The 18,135-nt window shown below is 68.6% G+C and carries 9 protein-coding genes and 1 pseudogene; all 10 read left to right on the top strand.

Annotation, left to right across the window (positions count from 1 at the left end):
- The coding region (purL, locus tag DBR20_RS21015) for a phosphoribosylformylglycinamidine synthase (protein WP_258223454.1) at window positions 1–2,004 on the top strand (2,004 nt) is incomplete at its 5' end.
- Between the two features lie 439 nt (window positions 2,005–2,443).
- Window positions 2,444–10,567: an ESPR-type extended signal peptide-containing protein gene (locus DBR20_RS21010; RefSeq protein ID WP_108268232.1), complete on the top strand. Its 8,124-nt coding sequence runs from the start codon at window positions 2,444–2,446 to the stop codon at window positions 10,565–10,567.
- 186 nt (window positions 10,568–10,753) lie between these two features.
- Window positions 10,754–12,616, top strand: coding sequence for a S8 family peptidase (locus DBR20_RS21005; RefSeq protein ID WP_108268234.1), 1,863 nt, complete (start codon window positions 10,754–10,756; stop codon window positions 12,614–12,616).
- A gap of 135 nt (window positions 12,617–12,751) precedes the next feature.
- The gene (gene gspE / locus DBR20_RS21000; RefSeq protein ID WP_108268230.1) at window positions 12,752–14,473 is read left to right on the top strand and encodes a type II secretion system ATPase GspE; all 1,722 of its coding nucleotides are present in this window, start codon (window positions 12,752–12,754) and stop codon (window positions 14,471–14,473) included.
- A gap of 24 nt (window positions 14,474–14,497) precedes the next feature.
- Complete coding sequence (locus tag DBR20_RS20995; protein WP_108268228.1) at window positions 14,498–15,718, top strand: type II secretion system F family protein; 1,221 nt, start codon at window positions 14,498–14,500, stop codon at window positions 15,716–15,718.
- A 49-nt stretch (window positions 15,719–15,767) separates the two neighbouring features.
- Window positions 15,768–16,211, top strand: a complete 444-nt coding sequence (gene gspG / locus DBR20_RS20990) for a type II secretion system major pseudopilin GspG (protein ID WP_108268226.1) — start codon at window positions 15,768–15,770, stop codon at window positions 16,209–16,211.
- Between the two features lie 6 nt (window positions 16,212–16,217).
- Entirely contained in the window at window positions 16,218–16,712 is a 495-nt protein-coding gene (locus DBR20_RS20985) for a GspH/FimT family pseudopilin (protein WP_100551523.1), read from the top strand.
- Window positions 16,709–17,128: a prepilin-type N-terminal cleavage/methylation domain-containing protein gene (locus tag DBR20_RS20980; protein ID WP_108268224.1), complete on the top strand. Its 420-nt coding sequence runs from the start codon at window positions 16,709–16,711 to the stop codon at window positions 17,126–17,128. Before DBR20_RS20985 ends, DBR20_RS20980 begins: the two co-directional genes overlap by 4 nt.
- On the top strand, window positions 17,125–17,757 hold the full coding sequence (locus tag DBR20_RS20975; protein WP_108268222.1) for a type II secretion system protein J: 633 nt from the start codon (window positions 17,125–17,127) through the stop codon (window positions 17,755–17,757). The genes DBR20_RS20980 and DBR20_RS20975 overlap by 4 nt, the downstream gene beginning before the upstream one ends.
- A pseudogene (locus tag DBR20_RS23610) lies at window positions 17,754–18,135 on the top strand (type II secretion system minor pseudopilin GspK); the annotation flags it as partial. The gene DBR20_RS20975 and the pseudogene DBR20_RS23610, both read left to right, overlap by 4 nt.

Genomic DNA, 18,135 nt, shown 5'->3' with positions numbered 1-18,135 from the left:
GACCTGCAGGAAGCCGGTCTGCGCGTGCTCGCGCACCCGACGGTGGCCTCCAAGAACTTCCTGGTCACCATCGGCGACCGCAGCGTCGGCGGCCTGACCGCGCGCGAGCAGATGGTTGGCCCGTGGCAGCTGCCGGTGGCCGACGTGGCGATCACCCTGGCCGATTTCGACGGCGTGGCCGGCGAGGCGATGGCGCTGGGTGAACGCACGCCGCTGGCGCTGCTGGACGCGGCTGCTTCGGCCCGCATGGCCGTTGGCGAAGCACTGACCAACCTGTGCGCGGCCCCGGTCGATGCGCTGGATGAAATCAAGTTGTCGGCGAACTGGATGGCCGCGGCCGGCCACCCGGGCGAAGACGCGCTGCTGTACGACGCGGTGAAGGCGGTGGGCATGGAACTGTGCCCGCAGCTGGACATCAGCATCCCGGTGGGCAAGGACTCGCTGTCGATGCAGGCGCAGTGGCACGACCAGGGCGAGGCGCACAAGAGCGTGTCGCCGGTGTCGCTGGTGATCACCGCGTTCGCGCCGGTGGCCGATGCACGCCAGCAGCTGACCCCGCTGCTGGATCGCGATATCGACAGTGAGCTGTGGTTGATCGGTCTCGGTGCCGGCAAGCAGCGCCTGGGCGGTTCGATCCTGGCCCAGGTGCACGCGGACCACGGCGATCTGCCGGCGTTCGCCGGTGCCGCCCCGGACCTGGACGACCCGCAGCGCCTGCGCGGCTTCTTCGAGCTGATCCGCGATGCACGCCAGGCTGGCCTGCTGCGCGCGTACCACGACCGCAGCGACGGTGGTGCGTTCGCCGCGCTGTGCGAAATGGCCTTCACCTCGCGCCTGGGCCTGGACATCACCCTCGACGCCTGGGGCGATGATCCGTTCCGCAGCCTGTTCAATGAAGAGCTGGGCGCCGTTGTGCAGATCGCCCGCGAAGACCGCGCCGCGTTCGCCGACCTGGTCGAGCGCCACGCGCTGACCGAGTGCGCGCAGCGCATCGCCAAGCCGACCACCGCGCCGGTGGTGCGGGTGTCGCTGGGCGGTGACTCGCTGGCCGAATGGCGCTGGGAAGCGTTGTTCGACGCCTGGTGGTCGGTGACCCACGCCATGCAGAAGCGCCGCGACAATCCGGCCAACGCCGATGCCGAGCGCGAGATCGCCCGCGCCTTCACCGCGCCGGGCCTGAAGCCGAAGTTGAGCTTCGATCCCAATGAGGATGTCGCCGCACCGTTCGTGCAGACCGGGGCGCGTCCGCGCGTTGCGATCCTGCGCGAACAGGGCGTCAACGGCCAGATTGAAATGGCGAACGCCTTCGAACGTGCCGGCTTCCGCGCATTCGACGTGCACATGAGCGACCTCATCGAAGGCCGCGTGGCGCTGCAGGACTTCACCGGCCTGGTCGCCTGCGGCGGCTTCAGCTACGGCGACGTGCTGGGTGCCGGCCGCGGCTGGGCGACCTCGATCCTCGAGCGCACTGCGCTGCGCGATGCCTTCGCCGCGTTCTTCGCGCGCGAGGCCAGCTTCGCCCTGGGCGTGTGCAACGGCTGCCAGATGATGAGCCAGCTGAAGGACATCATCCCCGGCGCCGAACATTGGCCGCAGTTCCGCCGCAACGCCAGCGAGCAGTTCGAAGCCCGCACCGCGCTGCTGGAAGTGGTGGAGTCGCCGTCGATCCTGCTGCGTGGCATGGCCGGTTCGCGCCTGCCGGTGGCGGTGGCGCATGGCGAAGGCCAGGCGGTGTTCGACAACGCCGTCGACCAGGCCACGGCCCGTGTCGCGTTGCGCTACATCGACGGCAACGGCAACGTCGCCAGCCAGTACCCGCTGAATCCGAACGGCTCGCCGGACGGCATCACCGGCCTGACCAGCACCGACGGCCGGGTGACCATCATGATGCCGCACCCGGAGCGCACCCCGCGCGCGCTCAACCTGAGCTGGGCCCCGGCCGAGTGGCAGGGCGATTCACCGTGGATGCGCATGTTCCGCAACGCGCGGGTGTGGTGCGGCTGATCGCACACGCGTTGCGCAGCTGACGATGCCATCGCGTATGGAAACCCGCCGGGAAACCGGCGGGTTTTTCTTTTTGAATACGGAAACTCCTGTGCTGGCCATCAGTTACATACGTTTTCATATGTGAGGATTCCCTCACGCACACCTAACAAAATACGTACATAAACAAGTGAAACAGTGAACTGCTTCACGGCAATGGCTTTTGCTGCGTCAAACTCTTGACGATTCGCAAAGATGCCGTTAACACTTGACCCCCGTTTCAAATCTGTTCATCCCGCAGTAACCGCACGGCGCATGCGCTCGGTTTTCTGTCCCTGCGCGCCGTTCGGCAATACCCCGCAGTAAATCACGCGAATAACGCCCCCAGGGGACGTTGAACCACGAAGGTTCGGCGGTGGCGTTGCTTTGCCCAAAACCAGTCCAATCAGGAGCCGTACCGATGAATCGGATTTATCGCAAGGTCTGGAACAAAGCATTGGGTCAGTTGGTGGTGGCCTCGGAACTGGCCTCTTCCAGCTCATCAGGCGGGGTCGTTGACCAGCGCCGCAGTGCGACGGATGCCGCGCCGGCACGACTGGCCGCAGCGTTGGCCTTGGCCTTGGCAATGGGACTGGGAATGACCGGCATCGCTTCGGCGCAGTCGGTCGAGATTGGCGGCAGCGCGAACTGCGTGGTGCTCAACAGCAAAGTGGTGGACAAGTGCGCGGTCGATGGCACTGCCAGCGCCAAGGGCAGCAATGCCGTGGCGATCGGTGCGGGTACCAGTGCCACCGGCGCCAACAGCGTGGCGCTGGGCGCCGGTTCCAAGGCAGCGCGCGCCAACACCGTCTCTGTCGGTGATGCTGGCAAGGAACGGCAGGTGACCAACGTCGCCGCCGGTACCGCCGCCACCGATGCAGTGAACAAGGCGCAGCTGGATGCACAGGCACGCGCCACGCAGGCGGCGCTTGCGCAGGCGGCGGCCGAGGGCAGCCGTTATTTCAAGGCCGATGGCGCGGGTGACAACAGCGACGCGGCGAAGATCGAAGGCGACGGCGCGATTGCCGTCGGCAGTGGCAGCCAGTCGCTGGCCAACGCCACCACTGCGGTCGGCACCCAGGCGATTGCTGCGGGCGTCGGTGCAAGTGCCTTCGGCCAGAACGCGCTCGCCTTCGGTGACGCCAGCGTGGTGGTCGGGCAGAGCGCGGCCGCATTCGGCCTTGGCGATACCGCCGTTGGTGCCCATGCCGTGGCCGCCAGCGAGAACGGCGCAGCCACCGCACTGGGTGCACTGTCCGAAGCCAGCGCCGATGGCGCCACGGCAGTGGGTGCAGGCGCAGTGGCGATGGGCCCGGGCAGCACGTCGCTGGGCCGCGGTGCAACTGCCGCCAACGAAGCCTCCATTGCCGTCGGTGCGTTCAGCACGGCGGTGGGCGAGTACAGCACCGCGCTGGGTTCCAATTCGGCCGCCGTGGCCACCGGCAGCGTGGCACTGGGCGCCGGCTCGCTGGCCGATCGCGTGGATACCGTGTCGGTGGGTGCGGTCGACTACGGCCTGACCCGGCAGATCACCAGCGTTGCCGCAGGTACCGAAGATACCGATGCGGTCAACGTCGGCCAGTTGAAGGACGTGGCAGCGGTAGCCGATACCACCGCCAAGCGCTTCCAGGCCACCGGCAGCAGCAACAGCGATGCCGGTGCATTGGCCGAGGGAGATGACGCGCTCGCTGCTGGCGAAGCCGCCAATGCGATCGGCAACGGCACGACCGCCGTCGGTGCAGGTGCTACCGCCGTCGCGCAGAACGCCACTGCGGTCGGCAACAATGCGCTGGCGTCGGGCCAGAACAGTGCGGCCTTCGGCAACAACGCGCAGGCAGTCGGTCCGGGCAGCGTCGCCGTCGGCGGTGCTGCGGTGGATGCCGATGGCAATCCGCTGATCACCAGTGGTGGCGTGCCGGTAGAGACCGGCGCCACCAGTGCCGGGGTCGGTGGTACCGCCGTCGGCGCCAGCGCCGATGCAGGCGGTTTCGCCGCCTCGGCGTACGGCGTGGGTGCCTACGCGGCAGGTGCGCAGTCGTCGGCGTTCGGCGCGGTCTCCAATGCCATCGGCGATTACTCCACGGCTGTCGGTACGCAGAGCAACGCTACCGGCACCAGCAGCGTGGCCATTGGTGGTCCGGCCGATCTGATTCCGGGCCTGGGCTTCTTCGTGCAGACCCAGGCCAGCGGCGAAGCGGCCACGGCCGTTGGTGCCGGTGCGATCGCCAGCGGCGACCATGCCGTGGCCAACGGCAGTCTGACCGAGGCCTCCGGTGCCGAGTCGGTCGCAGTGGGCTACTTCGCCTATGCACCGGGCGAGAACGCCAGCGCACTTGGGGCGCAGACCTGGGCCAGTGGCGCGCAGAGCACCGCCGTCGGCTACTACGCCACCGCGCGCGGTGCCAACAGCGTTGCACTGGGTGCGAATTCTGAAGCGGTGCGCGCCAACAGCGTGGCCGTGGGCAGTGCCGGCAACGAGCGGCAGATCACCAGCGTGGCCGCCGGCAGCGAAGCCACCGATGCCGTGAACAAGGCACAGCTGGACGCCGTGGCCAGCACCGCCGACACCACCGCACGCTTCTTCCAGGCACAGCCGGAAAGCGGCAGCGATGCCGGCGCCTATGCAGAGGGTGAGGGTGCGGTAGCGGCCGGTTCGGCCAGCAACGCCATCGGTGCCGGTGCGCTGGCACAGGGCGCAGGCGCTGCGGCCATCGGCGCCGACAGCGTGGCACTGGGTCGCAATACCTTCGCCGACGGCGACGGTGCAGTGGCCGTGGGTGGCCTCGGCCAAGCCTACGACGAATACAACCAGCCCCTGCTGGATGACCAGGGCAACCCGGTGCAGATCGGCACCACCGCTTCGGCCGGTTCCACCGCCGTCGGCAATGCTGCGCAGGCGACCGGTGCCAGCAGCAGCGCCTTCGGCAATGCGGCACAGGCCACCGGCGACAACAGCTTTGCGGCAGGCGGCAAGTCGCGCGCTACCGGCAGCTATGCCGTCGCCATCGGTGACAGCGCCTTCGCCAAGTCCGACGACAGCACCGCAGTGGGTGGCTACAGCACCGCCAGCGAGGAGGGCGCTACTGCCTTCGGTGCCGGCGCCTGGGCCACCGGCCGCAATGCCTCGGCGTTTGGTCCGGCGGCATGGGCCAGCGCCAACGGCGCAACCTCCATCGGCTACAACAGCTGGGCCAACGGCACCAGTTCCACCGCCGTCGGCCGCGGCGCCTTCAGCTACGGCGACAACAGTATTGCGCTGGGCTTCCAGGCGCTCGGCAACAGCATCAACAGCATCGCCATCGGCACCAACACGGTGGCCGGCGGCGAAAGCGCGATCGCCCTGGGCGCGGGCAGTACGGCCAGTGGCAACAACGCGGTTGCGCTGGGTGCCGGTTCGGTGGCCAGCCGCGACCGCAGCGTGTCGGTGGGCAGCGCCGGCAACGAGCGGCAGATCACCAGTGTGGCAGCCGGTACCCAGGCCACCGATGCGGTGAACAAGTCGCAGCTCGATGCGGTTGCAGCCAGTGCGGCGACCACCAGCAAGTACTTCCAGGCCAGTGGCAGCGCCGACAGCGACGCCGGCGCCTACGTGGAAGGTGACAACGCGCTGGCCGCCGGTGAGTCTGCCAACGCCATCGGCAACGGCGCAACCGCGCTGGGCAGTGGTGCCAATGCGCTGGCCAGCAATGCACAGGCCATCGGCTTCAATGCGCTGGCCACTGCAGCCAATGCCAGCGCCATCGGTGCCAACGCACAGGCGACCGGCGAATACGCCACCGCTCATGGTGCAGAGAGCGAAGCCAGTGGCGAGCAGAGTGCGGCCTTCGGTGCGGCCTCGGTGGCCAGCGGCGCCGGCAGCACCGCCACCGGCGTGTTGTCCGAGGCCAGCGGCGAGGAAGCCGTGGCGGTGGGCTACTTCAGCAACGCCAGCGGTGAGGCCGCCACGGCGGTCGGCAGTGAAAGCGTGGCCAGCGGCACCGCTTCGGCCGCGTTCGGCATCGGCGCCGAAGCGACCGGCGGCTACAGCACGGCTATCGGTGGTTACGCCAACGCATCGGCATTCAACGCCACCGCCTTCGGCAACTTCGCCAACGCCTCCGGCTCCAACAGCGTTGCGCTCGGCGGCGATTCCGAAGCGTCTGGTGCCTACAGCACCGCCACCGGCCAGGGCAGCCTGGCTACCGGCACCAATGCCGTGGCCGTCGGTGGTTCGTTGTTCGGCCTGCTGGCGACCGAAGCATCCGGCGACTATTCCACCGCGGTCGGTGGCGGCGCCTATGCGCCGGGCATCAACAGCACCGCGCTGGGCAATGCGGCGGAATCGCGCGGTGCCAACAGCGTGGCGCTGGGTGCCGATTCGATTGCCGACCGCGACAACACTGTGTCGGTGGGTGGCGGCGGCAACACCCGCCAGATCACCAACCTGGCAGCGGGTACCCAGGGTACCGACGCGGTGAACAAGGATCAGCTGGACGCAGTGGCCGCCGAAGGGGCCAAGACCAGCAAGTACTTCCAGGCCAGTGGCAGCGCCGACAGCGATGCTGGTGCCTACGTGGAAGGCGACAGCGCGCTGGCTGCCGGTGAGGCCGCCAATGCGATCGGCACTGGCGCCACCGCACTTGGCAGTGGCGCAACGGCGGTAGCCGCGAACGCTACAGCGTTGGGCTTCAACAGCCTGGCCAGTGGTGGCAATGCGGCCGCAGTGGGCAACAACGCGCAGGCGACCGGTGAAGACAGCGCGGCGCTCGGCAGCGGTGCGGTGGCCAGCGGCATCAGCGCCACCGCCACGGGCACCGCTGCACAGGCCAGCGGCGTCTACAGCACCGCCAACGGTGCGGAGGCTGTCGCCAGCGGTGCGCAGTCGCTGGCCAGTGGTTTCCGCAGTGCCGCCTCGGCCGATGGCACCACCGCCATCGGTGGTTACAGCGAAGCCAGCGGCCGTCTCGGCACCGCGCTGGGCTACGGCTCGGCGGCGACCGGTGCCAACACCACGGCTGTCGGCTTCGGTGCAGCAGCGGCAGGCAGCGGCGCGGTCGCCGTCGGTCAATCCAGCGAAGCCAGCGGCGATGAGAGCGTGGCCATCGGTGGCAGCACCTTCTTCGGCCTGGTGCCGTCGCGTGCCAGTGGCTACGGCGCAGCGGCGTTCGGCGCCGGTGCCTGGGCTACCGACGACTACGCCACCGCCATCGGCTGGAACTCGTGGGCCGATGGCGCCGAGTCCACCGCGCTGGGTGCCAGCGCTACCGCCAACGGTGCCAACAGCGTGGCTCTGGGTGCAGGCTCCAAGGCTGACCGTGACAACACCGTGGCCGTCGGCAGTGCCGGCAGCGAACGCCAGGTGACCCATGTGGCCGCCGGTACCGAGGGCACCGATGCGGTCAACAAGAACCAGCTCGATGCCGTCGCTGCCACGGCGGACAAGACCAGCAAGTACTTCCAGGCCAGCGGCAGCGCCGACAGCGATGCCGGTGCCTACGTGGAAGGCGACAACGCACTGGCTGCCGGTGAAGCGGCCAATGCGATCGGCAACGGCGCCACCGCGCTCGGCAGTGGTGCCACGGCGGTGGCCGCGAACGCGACTGCCGTGGGCTTCAACACGCTGGCCACGGGCACCAATGCGGCCGCGGTGGGCAGCAACGCACAGGCCACCGGCGAAGACAGTGCCGCACTCGGCAACGGCGCGGTGGCAAGTGGCATCAGCGCTACCGCCACCGGCACCGCTGCACAGGCCAGCGGCGTCTACAGTACGGCCAACGGTGCGGAGGCTGTCGCCAGCGGTGCGCAATCGCTGGCCAGTGGTTTCCGCAGTGCGGCCTCTGCCGATGGCACTACCGCCATCGGTGGCTACAGCGAAGCCAGCGGCCGCCTCGGCACCGCACTGGGCTACGGCTCGGCCGCGACCGGTGCCAACACCACGGCTGTCGGTTTCGGAGCGGCAGCAGCAGGCAGCGGCGCGGTCGCCGTCGGTCAATCCAGCGAAGCCAGTGGCGCAGAGAGTGTCGCCATCGGTGGCAGCACCTTCTTCGGTCTGATCCCGTCGCGTGCCAGCGGTACCGGTGCAGCGGCCTTTGGCGCCGGTGCCTGGGCCACCGACGACTACGCCACCGCGATCGGTTGGAATGCGTGGGCCGATGCGGCTGACAGCACCGCGCTGGGTGCCAGCGCTACCGCCAGCGCTGCCAACAGCGTCGCCCTCGGCGCAGGCTCGAAGGCGGACCGTGCCAACACGGTGGCCGTCGGCAGCGCAGGCAACGAACGCCAGGTCGCCCACGTTGCTGCTGGCACCGAGACCACCGATGCGGTGAACAAGGGCCAGCTGGATGCGGTGGCCAGCGTCGCCGACAAGACCAGCAAGCACTTCCAGGCCAGCGGCAGTGCCGACAGCGATGCCGGGGCTTATGTCGAAGGTGACAACGCGCTGGCTGCGGGTGAAGCGGCCAATGCGATCGGCAACGGTGCCAGTGCGCTCGGCAGCGGTGCCACCGCAGTTGCGGCCAACGCCACCGCGGTCGGCTTCAATGCGCTGGCCAGCGGCGCCAACGGCGCGGCGCTGGGCAACGCGGCACAGGCCACCGGCGTAGACAGCGTGGCGCTGGGCAGTGGTGCTGCCGCCAGCGAGCTCGGCGCCAGTGCCACCGGCGCCGGTGCACAGGCCAAGGGTGCCTACAGCACCGCCAGTGGCGCGCAGTCCACCGCCAGCGGCACGCAGTCGCAGGCCAGTGGCTTCCGTGCCACCGCAACGGCCGACGGCACGTCGGCGCTGGGCAGCTACGCCGAGGCCAGCGGACGCCTCGGTACCGCTGTCGGCTACAGCGCCAAGGTCACCGCCGCCGGTTCCACGGCGGTAGGTTTCGGTGCCACCGCAAGTGCCGCCAACAGTGCGGCGCTGGGTGCCTCCTCGGTCGCCGATCGTGCCAATACCGTGTCGGTGGGCAGCGCAGGCGCAGAGCGGCAGATCACCCGCGTTGCCGCCGGCACCCAGGCCACCGATGCAGTCAACCGCGCACAGCTGGATGCGGTCGCTTCCACCGCAGACACCACCAGCCGCCACTTCCGCGCCAGCGGCAGTGGCACCGCAACCGCCAGCGGCACCGACGCTGTGGCCATCGGCTCGGCGGCCAACGCCGGCGGTGCACGCAGCAACGCACTGGGTGCCAATGCCTCGGCCATTGGTGGCGGCGCGCTTGCGCTGGGTGCCAACAGCGGCGTCACCGGGACCAACTCGGTCGCCCTCGGCACCGGTGCGCGCGCCCTGGAAGCCAACGTGGTGTCGGTCGGTGGCGGCAACGGCACTGCCGGCCCTGCCACGCGCCGCATCGTCAACGTTGCCGATGGCCGCATCACCGCCGGCAGCAGCGATGCCGTGACCGGTTCGCAGCTCAACGTCACCAACCAGCGTGTGGGTGCGGTGGAAACCCGGGTCGGTGATTTCGACTCGCGCATCGCCACCGTTGAAACCAGCACGGCCAGTTCGGTCGGCTACGACGATGCCAGCCGTGACCGCCTGACCCTGGCCGGTATCCAGGGCACCACCATCGACAACGTCGGCGCGGGCAGCGTCGCCTCCGGCAGCCGCCAGGCGATCAATGGTGGCCAGTTGTTCCAGTCGCTCAGCGATGCCGCCAGCTTCCTCGGCGGCGGTGCCAGCGTCGGCATGCAGGGCGTGTTCGTCGCGCCGAACTATGTGATCCAGGGCTCCACCTACAGCAACGTCGGCGACGCGCTGGGCGCACTGGACCGCAAGGTCAGCGAGATCGATCGCCGCACCGCCAGCGGCACGCGTTCCGGCGCGGCCAGCCTGCGTTCGATGGCCGCTCCGCTGGACGCTGATGCGGCCGGCGCGGCCACGGCTTCGGCCACCGCCGATACGAGCCTGGCCGATGGCGGGTCGGCAACGGCCACTGCCCGTGTGCAGGGCACTCCGACCGCAGCCAGCGCAGGCAATGCACAACCGGCACTGGTCGCAGGCGGTGGCATCAACGCCGTCGCGATGGGTGATGGCGCTGTCGCCAGCGGTGCATCGTCCACCGCGGTCGGCCAGGGCGCGAGTGCAACGGCAGCCAATGCGGTGGCGCTGGGCCAGGGCTCGGTTGCCGATCGCGCCAACACCGTCTCGGTCGGCAGCGAGGGCAACGAACGCCAGGTCACCAACGTGGCGGCTGGTACCACCGCAACCGATGCGGTCAACAAGGGCCAGCTGGACCGTGGCATCACCACCGCCAACAGCTACACCGACAGCCGCGTGCAGGCGGTCACCGACAGCTTCGATGTGTTCAAGGGCGAAGTTGATGGACGCCTGCGCCACATGGATCGTCGCATCGACCGCCAGGGCGCGATGAGCTCGGCGATGCTCAACATGGCTACCAGTGCCGCCGGTATCCGTACCCAGAACCGGGTTGGCGTCGGCATCGGTTTCCAGGGGGGCGAGTCGGCCATGTCGCTGGGCTACCAGCGCGCGATCAGCGATCGCGCCACGGTCACCATCGGTGGTGCCTTCAGCAGTGATGACAGCTCGGTCGGCGTTGGTGCCGGCTTCGGCTGGTAAGTGCGCAACAACGTGCCGGTGGGCAACCCCATCGGCACGTCGAGCAGTGAGCGCCAAAGGGGCGTGGCACGGCAACCCTGGTGGGCCAGCCAGGGCAGTCGCAGGGAGTGATGGCCGTAGTGAGCTCCGTCCGTGCAACGGGCGGAGAAGGAAAGCTCAACCATGACCTTGAAGAGGATTTCGAACGTGACCAAGAAGCAGACCCTTCGCATCAATGTGCTGGCTGCCGCCGTGCTGTCGTTGACTGTCGGCGTCGGTGCCGCCCATGCGACCGGACAGGGCGTGGCCAAGGAGCCGTCGCGCCTGGCCAGCGCTGCCCAGCAGAGCGTGGACGGCGTCATCATCAAATACCGCAGCGGCACGGCCGCCTCCAGCGACCGCTCGGCCAAGCTGTCGGTGGTGCAGTCGGCGCTGTCGCGCGCCATCGTCAGCACCGGTACCACCAGCCGCGCTGCTGCGCTGGCTCCGCAGGTCGAGCGCAGGCTCGGCACCGGTGCCGACCTGGTCCGGCTGAAGTCCAGGCTCGGAAACGCCGACATGCAGAAGGTGCTGGCTGAACTGAATGCCGATCCGTCGGTGCAGTACGCCGTCGCCAACGTGCGCCTGCAGCGCTCGGAACTGCGTGCCTCCGACGCGCAGCCGTCGCTGGTGCCCAACGATCCGGACTACCAGCGCCTGCAGTGGAACTTCCACAACGCCACCGGTGGCGTGAACGCGCAGCCGGCATGGGACGTATCGCAGGGCGAAGGCGTGGTGGTGGCCGTGCTCGATACCGGCATCATCCCCAACGTGCCCGACTTCGGCAGCAACCTGCTGGAAGGCTACGATTTCATCAGTGACAAGGAAACCTCGCGTCGTCCGAACGATGGTCGTGTACCGGGTGCCACCGATTACGGCGACTGGGTGGAAACGGCCAACGAGTGCTACACCGGCTCGCTGCCCGATGACAGCTCCTGGCACGGCACGCACGTAGCCGGCACCATCGCCGAAGTGGCCAACAACGGTTCGGCCGTGGCTGGCCTGGCCTACAAGGCCAAGGTCCTGCCGGTGCGCGTGCTCGGCAAGTGCGGCGGCACCCTGGCCGACATCAGCGACGCCATCATCTGGGCCTCCGGCGGTACCGTGCAGGGCGTTCCGGCCAATGCCAACCCGGCCGAGATCATCAACATGAGCCTGGGCGGCGGCGGTGCCTGTGATGCCGCGTACCAGGATGCGATCAACGGTGCGGTCTCGCGCGGCACCCTGGTGGTGGTGGCCGCCGGCAACGATACCGACAACGCCTCCAAGTACCGTCCCTCCAGCTGCGCGAATGTAGTCGCCGTGGGTGCGACGCGCGTGACCGGTGGCATCACCTACTACTCCAACTACGGCACGGTGGTCGACCTGGCAGCGCCGGGCGGTGGCGGTAGCGTGGATGGCAACCCGAACGGCTACATCTGGCAGATCGGCACCGACGCAACGCAGGGCCCGACCGGCGGCCAGTGGATCTACATGGGCAAGGGCGGCACGTCGATGTCCTCGCCGCACGTTGCCGCCGTGGCTGCCATGGTACAGAGCGCGTTGATCGCCAAGGGCAAGGAGCCGTTGGCCCCGGCCGCACTGGAAACGCTGCTGAAGCAGAGCGCGCGCAAGTTCCCGGTGACCATCCCGGCGGCGACCCCGATCGGCACCGGCATCCTTGATGCCAAGGCCGCGCTGGATGCCGCGCTGAAGGAGCCGTGCACCGAGAACTGCGAGCCGGAAGGCATTCCGCTGACCAACAAGGTGACCGTGGGTGGGCTGACCGGTGCGGCCGCCAGCGAAACCGTCTACACCTTCGAAGCGGCGGCCGGCAAGACGCTGAGCGTGCTGACCTACGGTGGCAGCGGCAACGTGTCGGTGTATCTGGCGCAGGGCCGCGTGCCCACCGCGACCGACAACGATGCCAAGTCGACCCGCCCGGGCAATACCGAAACCGTGCGCGTAGCCAAGCCGGTGGCCGGTACCTACTACATCAAGGTGGTGGGTGAGGCCGCTTACAGCGGGGTGAGCATCCTGGCGACCCAGTAATAACTGACTGTCGTAAATGAATAAGCGAGGCCCGTCACCTGTGTGACGGGCCTCGTCTTTTTACGAAAGAAGAATCGGAGAGGGTGGAAACCACGGCTTAACTGCTAAAGTCGGGACGATCGACAGGAGAGTCACGTGAACGCGCTCGCTGCCACCGCCATCGACGACACTGAAGGCCGCATCCTCGATGCGCTGCTGGCACGTGGTCGTCTCAAGGAAGGAGATCTGGCGCGTGCGCGGCCGCTGCATGCCGAGGCCGGTGGCAGCCTGCTCGGCCTGCTGGTCCGGCTTGGGCTGGTGTCCGAACGTGACCAGGCGCAGGCCAGCGCCGATGTGCTGGGCCTGCCGCTGCTGGAAGGACGGCAGCTGCCTGAGTCGCCACCGCAGGCACTGGCCGAAGGCCTGCCGCTGTCGCTGCGCTTCCTCAAGCAGTTCCACGTCTGCCCGCTGGCGCTGGATGAACACGGCGTGCAGCTGTGGCTGGCCGACGCCCATGACCCTTACCCGCAGCAGGCCGTGCAGCTGGCACTGGGTGTGCCGGTCACGCCGCTGCTGGGCATGCGCGCGGAGATCGATGACCTGGTCGAGCGCTGGTTCGGCCAGGGCCGCAGTGCGATGGGGGCCATCGTGGAAACCGCCGATGGCGAAGGCGGCGCAGTGGACGATATCGAGCACCTGCGCGATCTCGCCTCGGAAGCGCCGGTGATCCGCCTGGTCAACCTGGTGATCCAGCGCGCGGTCGAACTGCGCGCATCGGACATCCACGTCGAACCTTTCGAAAACCGGCTGAAAGTGCGTTACCGCGTCGATGGCGTGCTGGTCGAAGGCGAGAGCCCGCCGGCCAACCTGACCGCCGCGGTGATCAGCCGCATCAAGATCATGGCCCGGCTCAACATCGCCGAGCGCCGCCTGCCGCAGGACGGCCGCATCATGCTGCGCGTGCAGGGCAAGGAACTGGACCTGCGTGTCAGCACGGTGCCCACCGCGCACGGCGAAAGCGTGGTGATGCGCCTGCTCGATCGCGAGACGGTGGTGTTCGACTTCCACCGGCTGGGCTTCACCGATGCCTTCCTGCCGCAGTTCCGCAAGGTGCTTGAACAGCCGCACGGCATCCTGCTGGTGACCGGGCCCACCGGCTCGGGCAAGACCACCACGCTGTACACCGCGCTGAGCCAGCTCAACACCGCCGACGTCAAGATCATCACCGTTGAAGATCCGGTCGAGTACCAGATCGAAGGCATCAACCAGATCCAGGCCAAGCCGCAGATCGGGCTGGATTTCGCCAATGCGCTGCGCAGCATCGTGCGCCAGGATCCGGACATCATCATGATCGGCGAAATGCGCGACCTGGAAACCGCGCGCATCGCGATCCAGTCGGCGTTGACCGGCCACCTGGTGCTGTCCACGCTGCATACCAACAATGCGGCAGGCGGCATCACCCGCCTGCTCGACATGGGCGTGGAAGACTATCTGCTCACCTCCACCATCAACGGCATCCTGGCCCAGCGCCTGGTGCGCCGGCTGGAGCCGACCCACGCCGAGCGCTATGAAGCCTCGCCGGAAGAAATCGAGCGCTTCGACCTGCGTCGCCTGCAGCCGCAGGGAACGATCCACCTGTATCGGCCGAAGCCGTCGGCGCTGGCGCCGACCGGTTACCTGGGGCGCACCACCATCATGGAGTTCCTGGTGATGAACGACGCGCTGCGGCGTGCGGTGATGCGCCGCGATGGCATGGGCGAGATCGAACGCATCGCCCGTGAAGCCGGCATGCGCACCATGTACGAGGACGGCCTGGGCAAGGCCCTGAGCGGGCAGACGACCCTCGAGGAAGTCCTGCGCGTGACCGAGGAAGGCTGATGCGCGCGCAGGGACGACGCTGACATGCCGAATTACCGTTACAAAGCGCTGAATACACACGGTGAAGTGTTCGACGGGCAGATGGAAGCGGCCAGCGAGGCCGAGCTGGTCGCTCGCCTGCAGGACCAGGGCCATCTGCCGATGGAAACGCAGCTGGCCGACGGTGGTGCGGTTGGCGGCAGCAGCCTGCGTGGCCTGTTCCGCCAGCGTCCGCTGCAGGGTGCGGCATTGCTGCAGTTCACCCAGCAGCTGGCGACGCTGCTCGGTGCCGGGCAGCCACTGGACCGCGCGCTGTCGATCCTGCTCAGCCTGCCTGAAGACGAGCGCTCGCGCCGCGCGATCACCGACATCCGCGACGTGGTGCGCGGTGGCGCGCCGTTGTCGACCGCGCTGGAGCGCCAGCATGGCCTGTTCTCGCGCCTGTACGTGAACATGGTGCGCGCCGGTGAAGCCGGTGGCAGCCTGCACGACACCCTGCAGCGCCTGGCCGATTATCTTGAACGCAGCCGTGCGCTGCAGGGCAAGGTGATCAACGCGCTGGTGTACCCGGCGATCCTGCTGGTGGTGGTGGGCGGTGCGCTGCTGTTCCTGCTGGGTTATGTGGTGCCGCAGTTCGCACAGATGTACGAAAGCCTGGACGTGGCGTTGCCGTGGTTCACCAACCTGGTGCTGCAGCTGGGCTTGTTCGTACGCGACTGGTGGGTGCTGCTGCTGGTGGTGCCGGGCGTGCTGCTGCTGTTGTTCGAACGCAAGGCGCGGCAGCCCGCGTTCCGTCTGGCGCTGGATGCCTGGCTGCTGCAGCGCCGCGGTATCGGCCGCCTGCTGGGCGAACTGGAAACCGCGCGGCTGGCGCGCACCCTGGGGACACTGCTGCGCAACGGCGTGCCGCTGCTGGCGGCGCTGGGCATCGCCCGCAACGTGCTCGGCAACCGTGCACTGGCGGCAGACCTGGAAACCGCCGCCGACGAGGTCAAGAACGGCACCGGCCTGTCGCTGGCACTGTCGCGTGGCAAGCGCTTTCCCCGGCTGGCCCTGCAGATGATCCAGGTCGGCGAGGAGTCCGGCGCGCTCGATACCATGCTGCTGAAAGCGGCTGATACTTTCGAACAGGACAGTGCCCGCCGCATCGACCGCCTGCTGGCGGCGATGGTGCCGGCGATCACCCTGGTGCTGGCCTCGGTGGTCGGTGCGGTGATCGTGGCCGTGCTGGTGCCGTTGTACGACCTCACCAACGCCATCGGCTGACGATGGCCTCCTTCGCAACCCCGACATCCCGTACCTGAAAGGACCGACCATGATTGCTTCCCGTCGACCGATCCGCCTTTCCTTCACTGCCGCACGCCACCAGTCGGGCATGAGCCTGCTGGAGATCATCATCGTCATCGTGCTGATCGGCGCGGTGCTGACGCTGGTCGCCAGCCGCGTGCTCGGCGGCGCCGACCGTGGCAAGGCCAACATCGCCAAGGCGCAGGTGCAGACCGTTGCCTCCAAGGTCGACAACTACCAGATCGACACCGGCAAGCTGCCTGCCTCGCTCAGCGACCTGGTGACCGCACCGGCCGGCGTCGGTGGCTGGCTGGGCCCGTATGCCAAGCCCGCCGACCTCAACGACCCGTGGGGCCACGCGCTGGAGTACCGCGCACCGGGCGAAGGCCAGGCGTACGAGCTGATCAGCCTGGGCAAGGACGGCAAGGCCGGCGGCAGCAGCGTCGACGCTGACATCCGCTACCAGCCGTAAGCACGCATGCTGCTTTTCCTGCCGCGCCGGTTGTCACGCCCGCGCCTGCACGGCAGGCGCGCAGCGGGGCTGTCGCTGCTGGAAATGCTGCTGGTGATCGCGTTGATCGCGGCTATCGGCCTGATCACCGCCGCCGGCATGTCGCGTGGCTTTGCCGGCATGCAGCTGCGCAGCGCCGGCAAGGACATCGCCAACCAGTTGCGCATGGTGCGCGCGCAGGCGATTGCCCGCGGCGAGCCACAGCGCTTCGTGATCGAACCGGCGCAGCATCGCTGGCAGGGCGCCAACCAGCGCCACGGTGAAGTGCCTGCCAAGCTGAAGGTGCAGTTCGAAGGTGCCGCGCAGCTGGCCACCGCGCCTGGCCAGGGCGTGATCGAATTCCATCCCGACGGGGGCTCCAGCGGCGGCCGTATCCGCCTGCAGCTGGAGAGTGCCGAGTGGCGCATCGATGTGGGCTGGTTGACCGGTGAAGTCCGCTCCGGACCGTGGCGGGCGCAATGAGGTCGCGCGCCCGTGGCTTCACCCTGCTTGAAGTGATCATTGCCTTCGCATTGCTTGGGTTGGCGCTGACCCTGTTGCTGGGCAGCCTGTCCGGTGGCGCGCGCCAGGTGCGCGATGCCGAGCTGCGCACGCGCGCGGTGCTGCACGCACAGTCATTGCTGGCCGCCGCTGGCGTGGAAGCGCCACTGCAGGCCGGCAGCCAACAGGGCGAGTGGGAGCAGGGGCGTTATCACTGGCAGCTGCAGGTGCAGCCCTGGGCCGAGCCGCGCAGTGGTGCGCTGCCCGCTGTGCAGTCGCCGGGTGCACCGTGGCTGGCGGAACTGCAGCTGCAGGTGCGCTGGGGTGACAGCGAGCGTGAACAGATGCGCTGGCGCAGCCTGCGTCTGTTGCAACCGGCCCTGGAGAATGCGCGATGAGGCGCCGTGCGCGGGGCTTCACCCTGATCGAAGTCATGCTGGCCACCGTGCTGCTGGCCGGCGGCCTGGCATTGGCGTTCGCCAGCGTGCGCTCGGCGATGGCGATCAGCCAGCGCGGCGAGCAGATTGCCGCGCAGAGCGAACGCATGCGGGCAGTGCAGGCCCTGCTGCGGCGCCAGCTCGCCAGTGCCCTGCGCAGCCCGCTGGAAGTGCCCGATCCCACCCGTGAACCGGTGTTCTTCCAGGGCGACGATCAGGGCATGCAGTTCGTAGCCGACCTGCCGGGCTATCTCGGTCGCGGCGGCCCGTACCTGCATGCGCTGCAGGTGGATGGCGCAGCCGGGCACCGCCGCTTGCTGCTGGAGCTGGTGCTGCTGCAGGAAGGCGAGCGCATCGAAGAGAACCCGCCGCGTCCGCCCGAAGTGCTGGCGGAGGAATTGAAGGACGTACGGCTGCGCTATCGCGGCGTCGACGCCAGCAACGGGCAGATGACCGACTGGTTGCCCCGTTGGGATGACACCCGGCGCCTGCCGTTGCTGGTGGAAGTGCAGATCGTGCCAAGCAGGGGCACGCCGTGGCCGCCGCTGGTGGTGGCACTGCGCGCCGGCGGCAGCGGAGGCGCGCGATGAAACGTCCACGTGGTGCCGCGCTGGTACTGGTGCTGTGGCTGATCGCGCTGATGACCGCGCTGGTCGGCGCTTTTGCGCTCAGCGCACGGGTCGAGCACCTGCAGCAGCGGGTGCTCGGTGACGATGCACGCGGCCAGGAGCGCGCCCGCGCGGGCCTGGAATACGCGCTGCTGCGGCTGCAGCCAGACCCGCAGCGTCCGCCGTGGCAGGCCGACGGCCGCGCCTATCGCTGGCAGTTCGACGACGCCCGCATCGAGATCCGGGTGCTGGACGAGAACGGCAAGATCAACCTCAACCTGGCGGATGCGGCGCTGCTGTCCGCATTCATGCAGGCACTGGGCGAGCCGGCTGAAACCGCCAAGCAGTTGGCCGGTGCGA

This window comes from Stenotrophomonas sp. HMWF023 (assembly GCF_003060985.1).
Taxonomy (GTDB): domain Bacteria; phylum Pseudomonadota; class Gammaproteobacteria; order Xanthomonadales; family Xanthomonadaceae; genus Stenotrophomonas; species Stenotrophomonas lactitubi.
The sequence above is the reverse complement of the archived record's forward strand: the minus strand, read 5'-3'. Positions and strand labels throughout refer to the sequence as shown.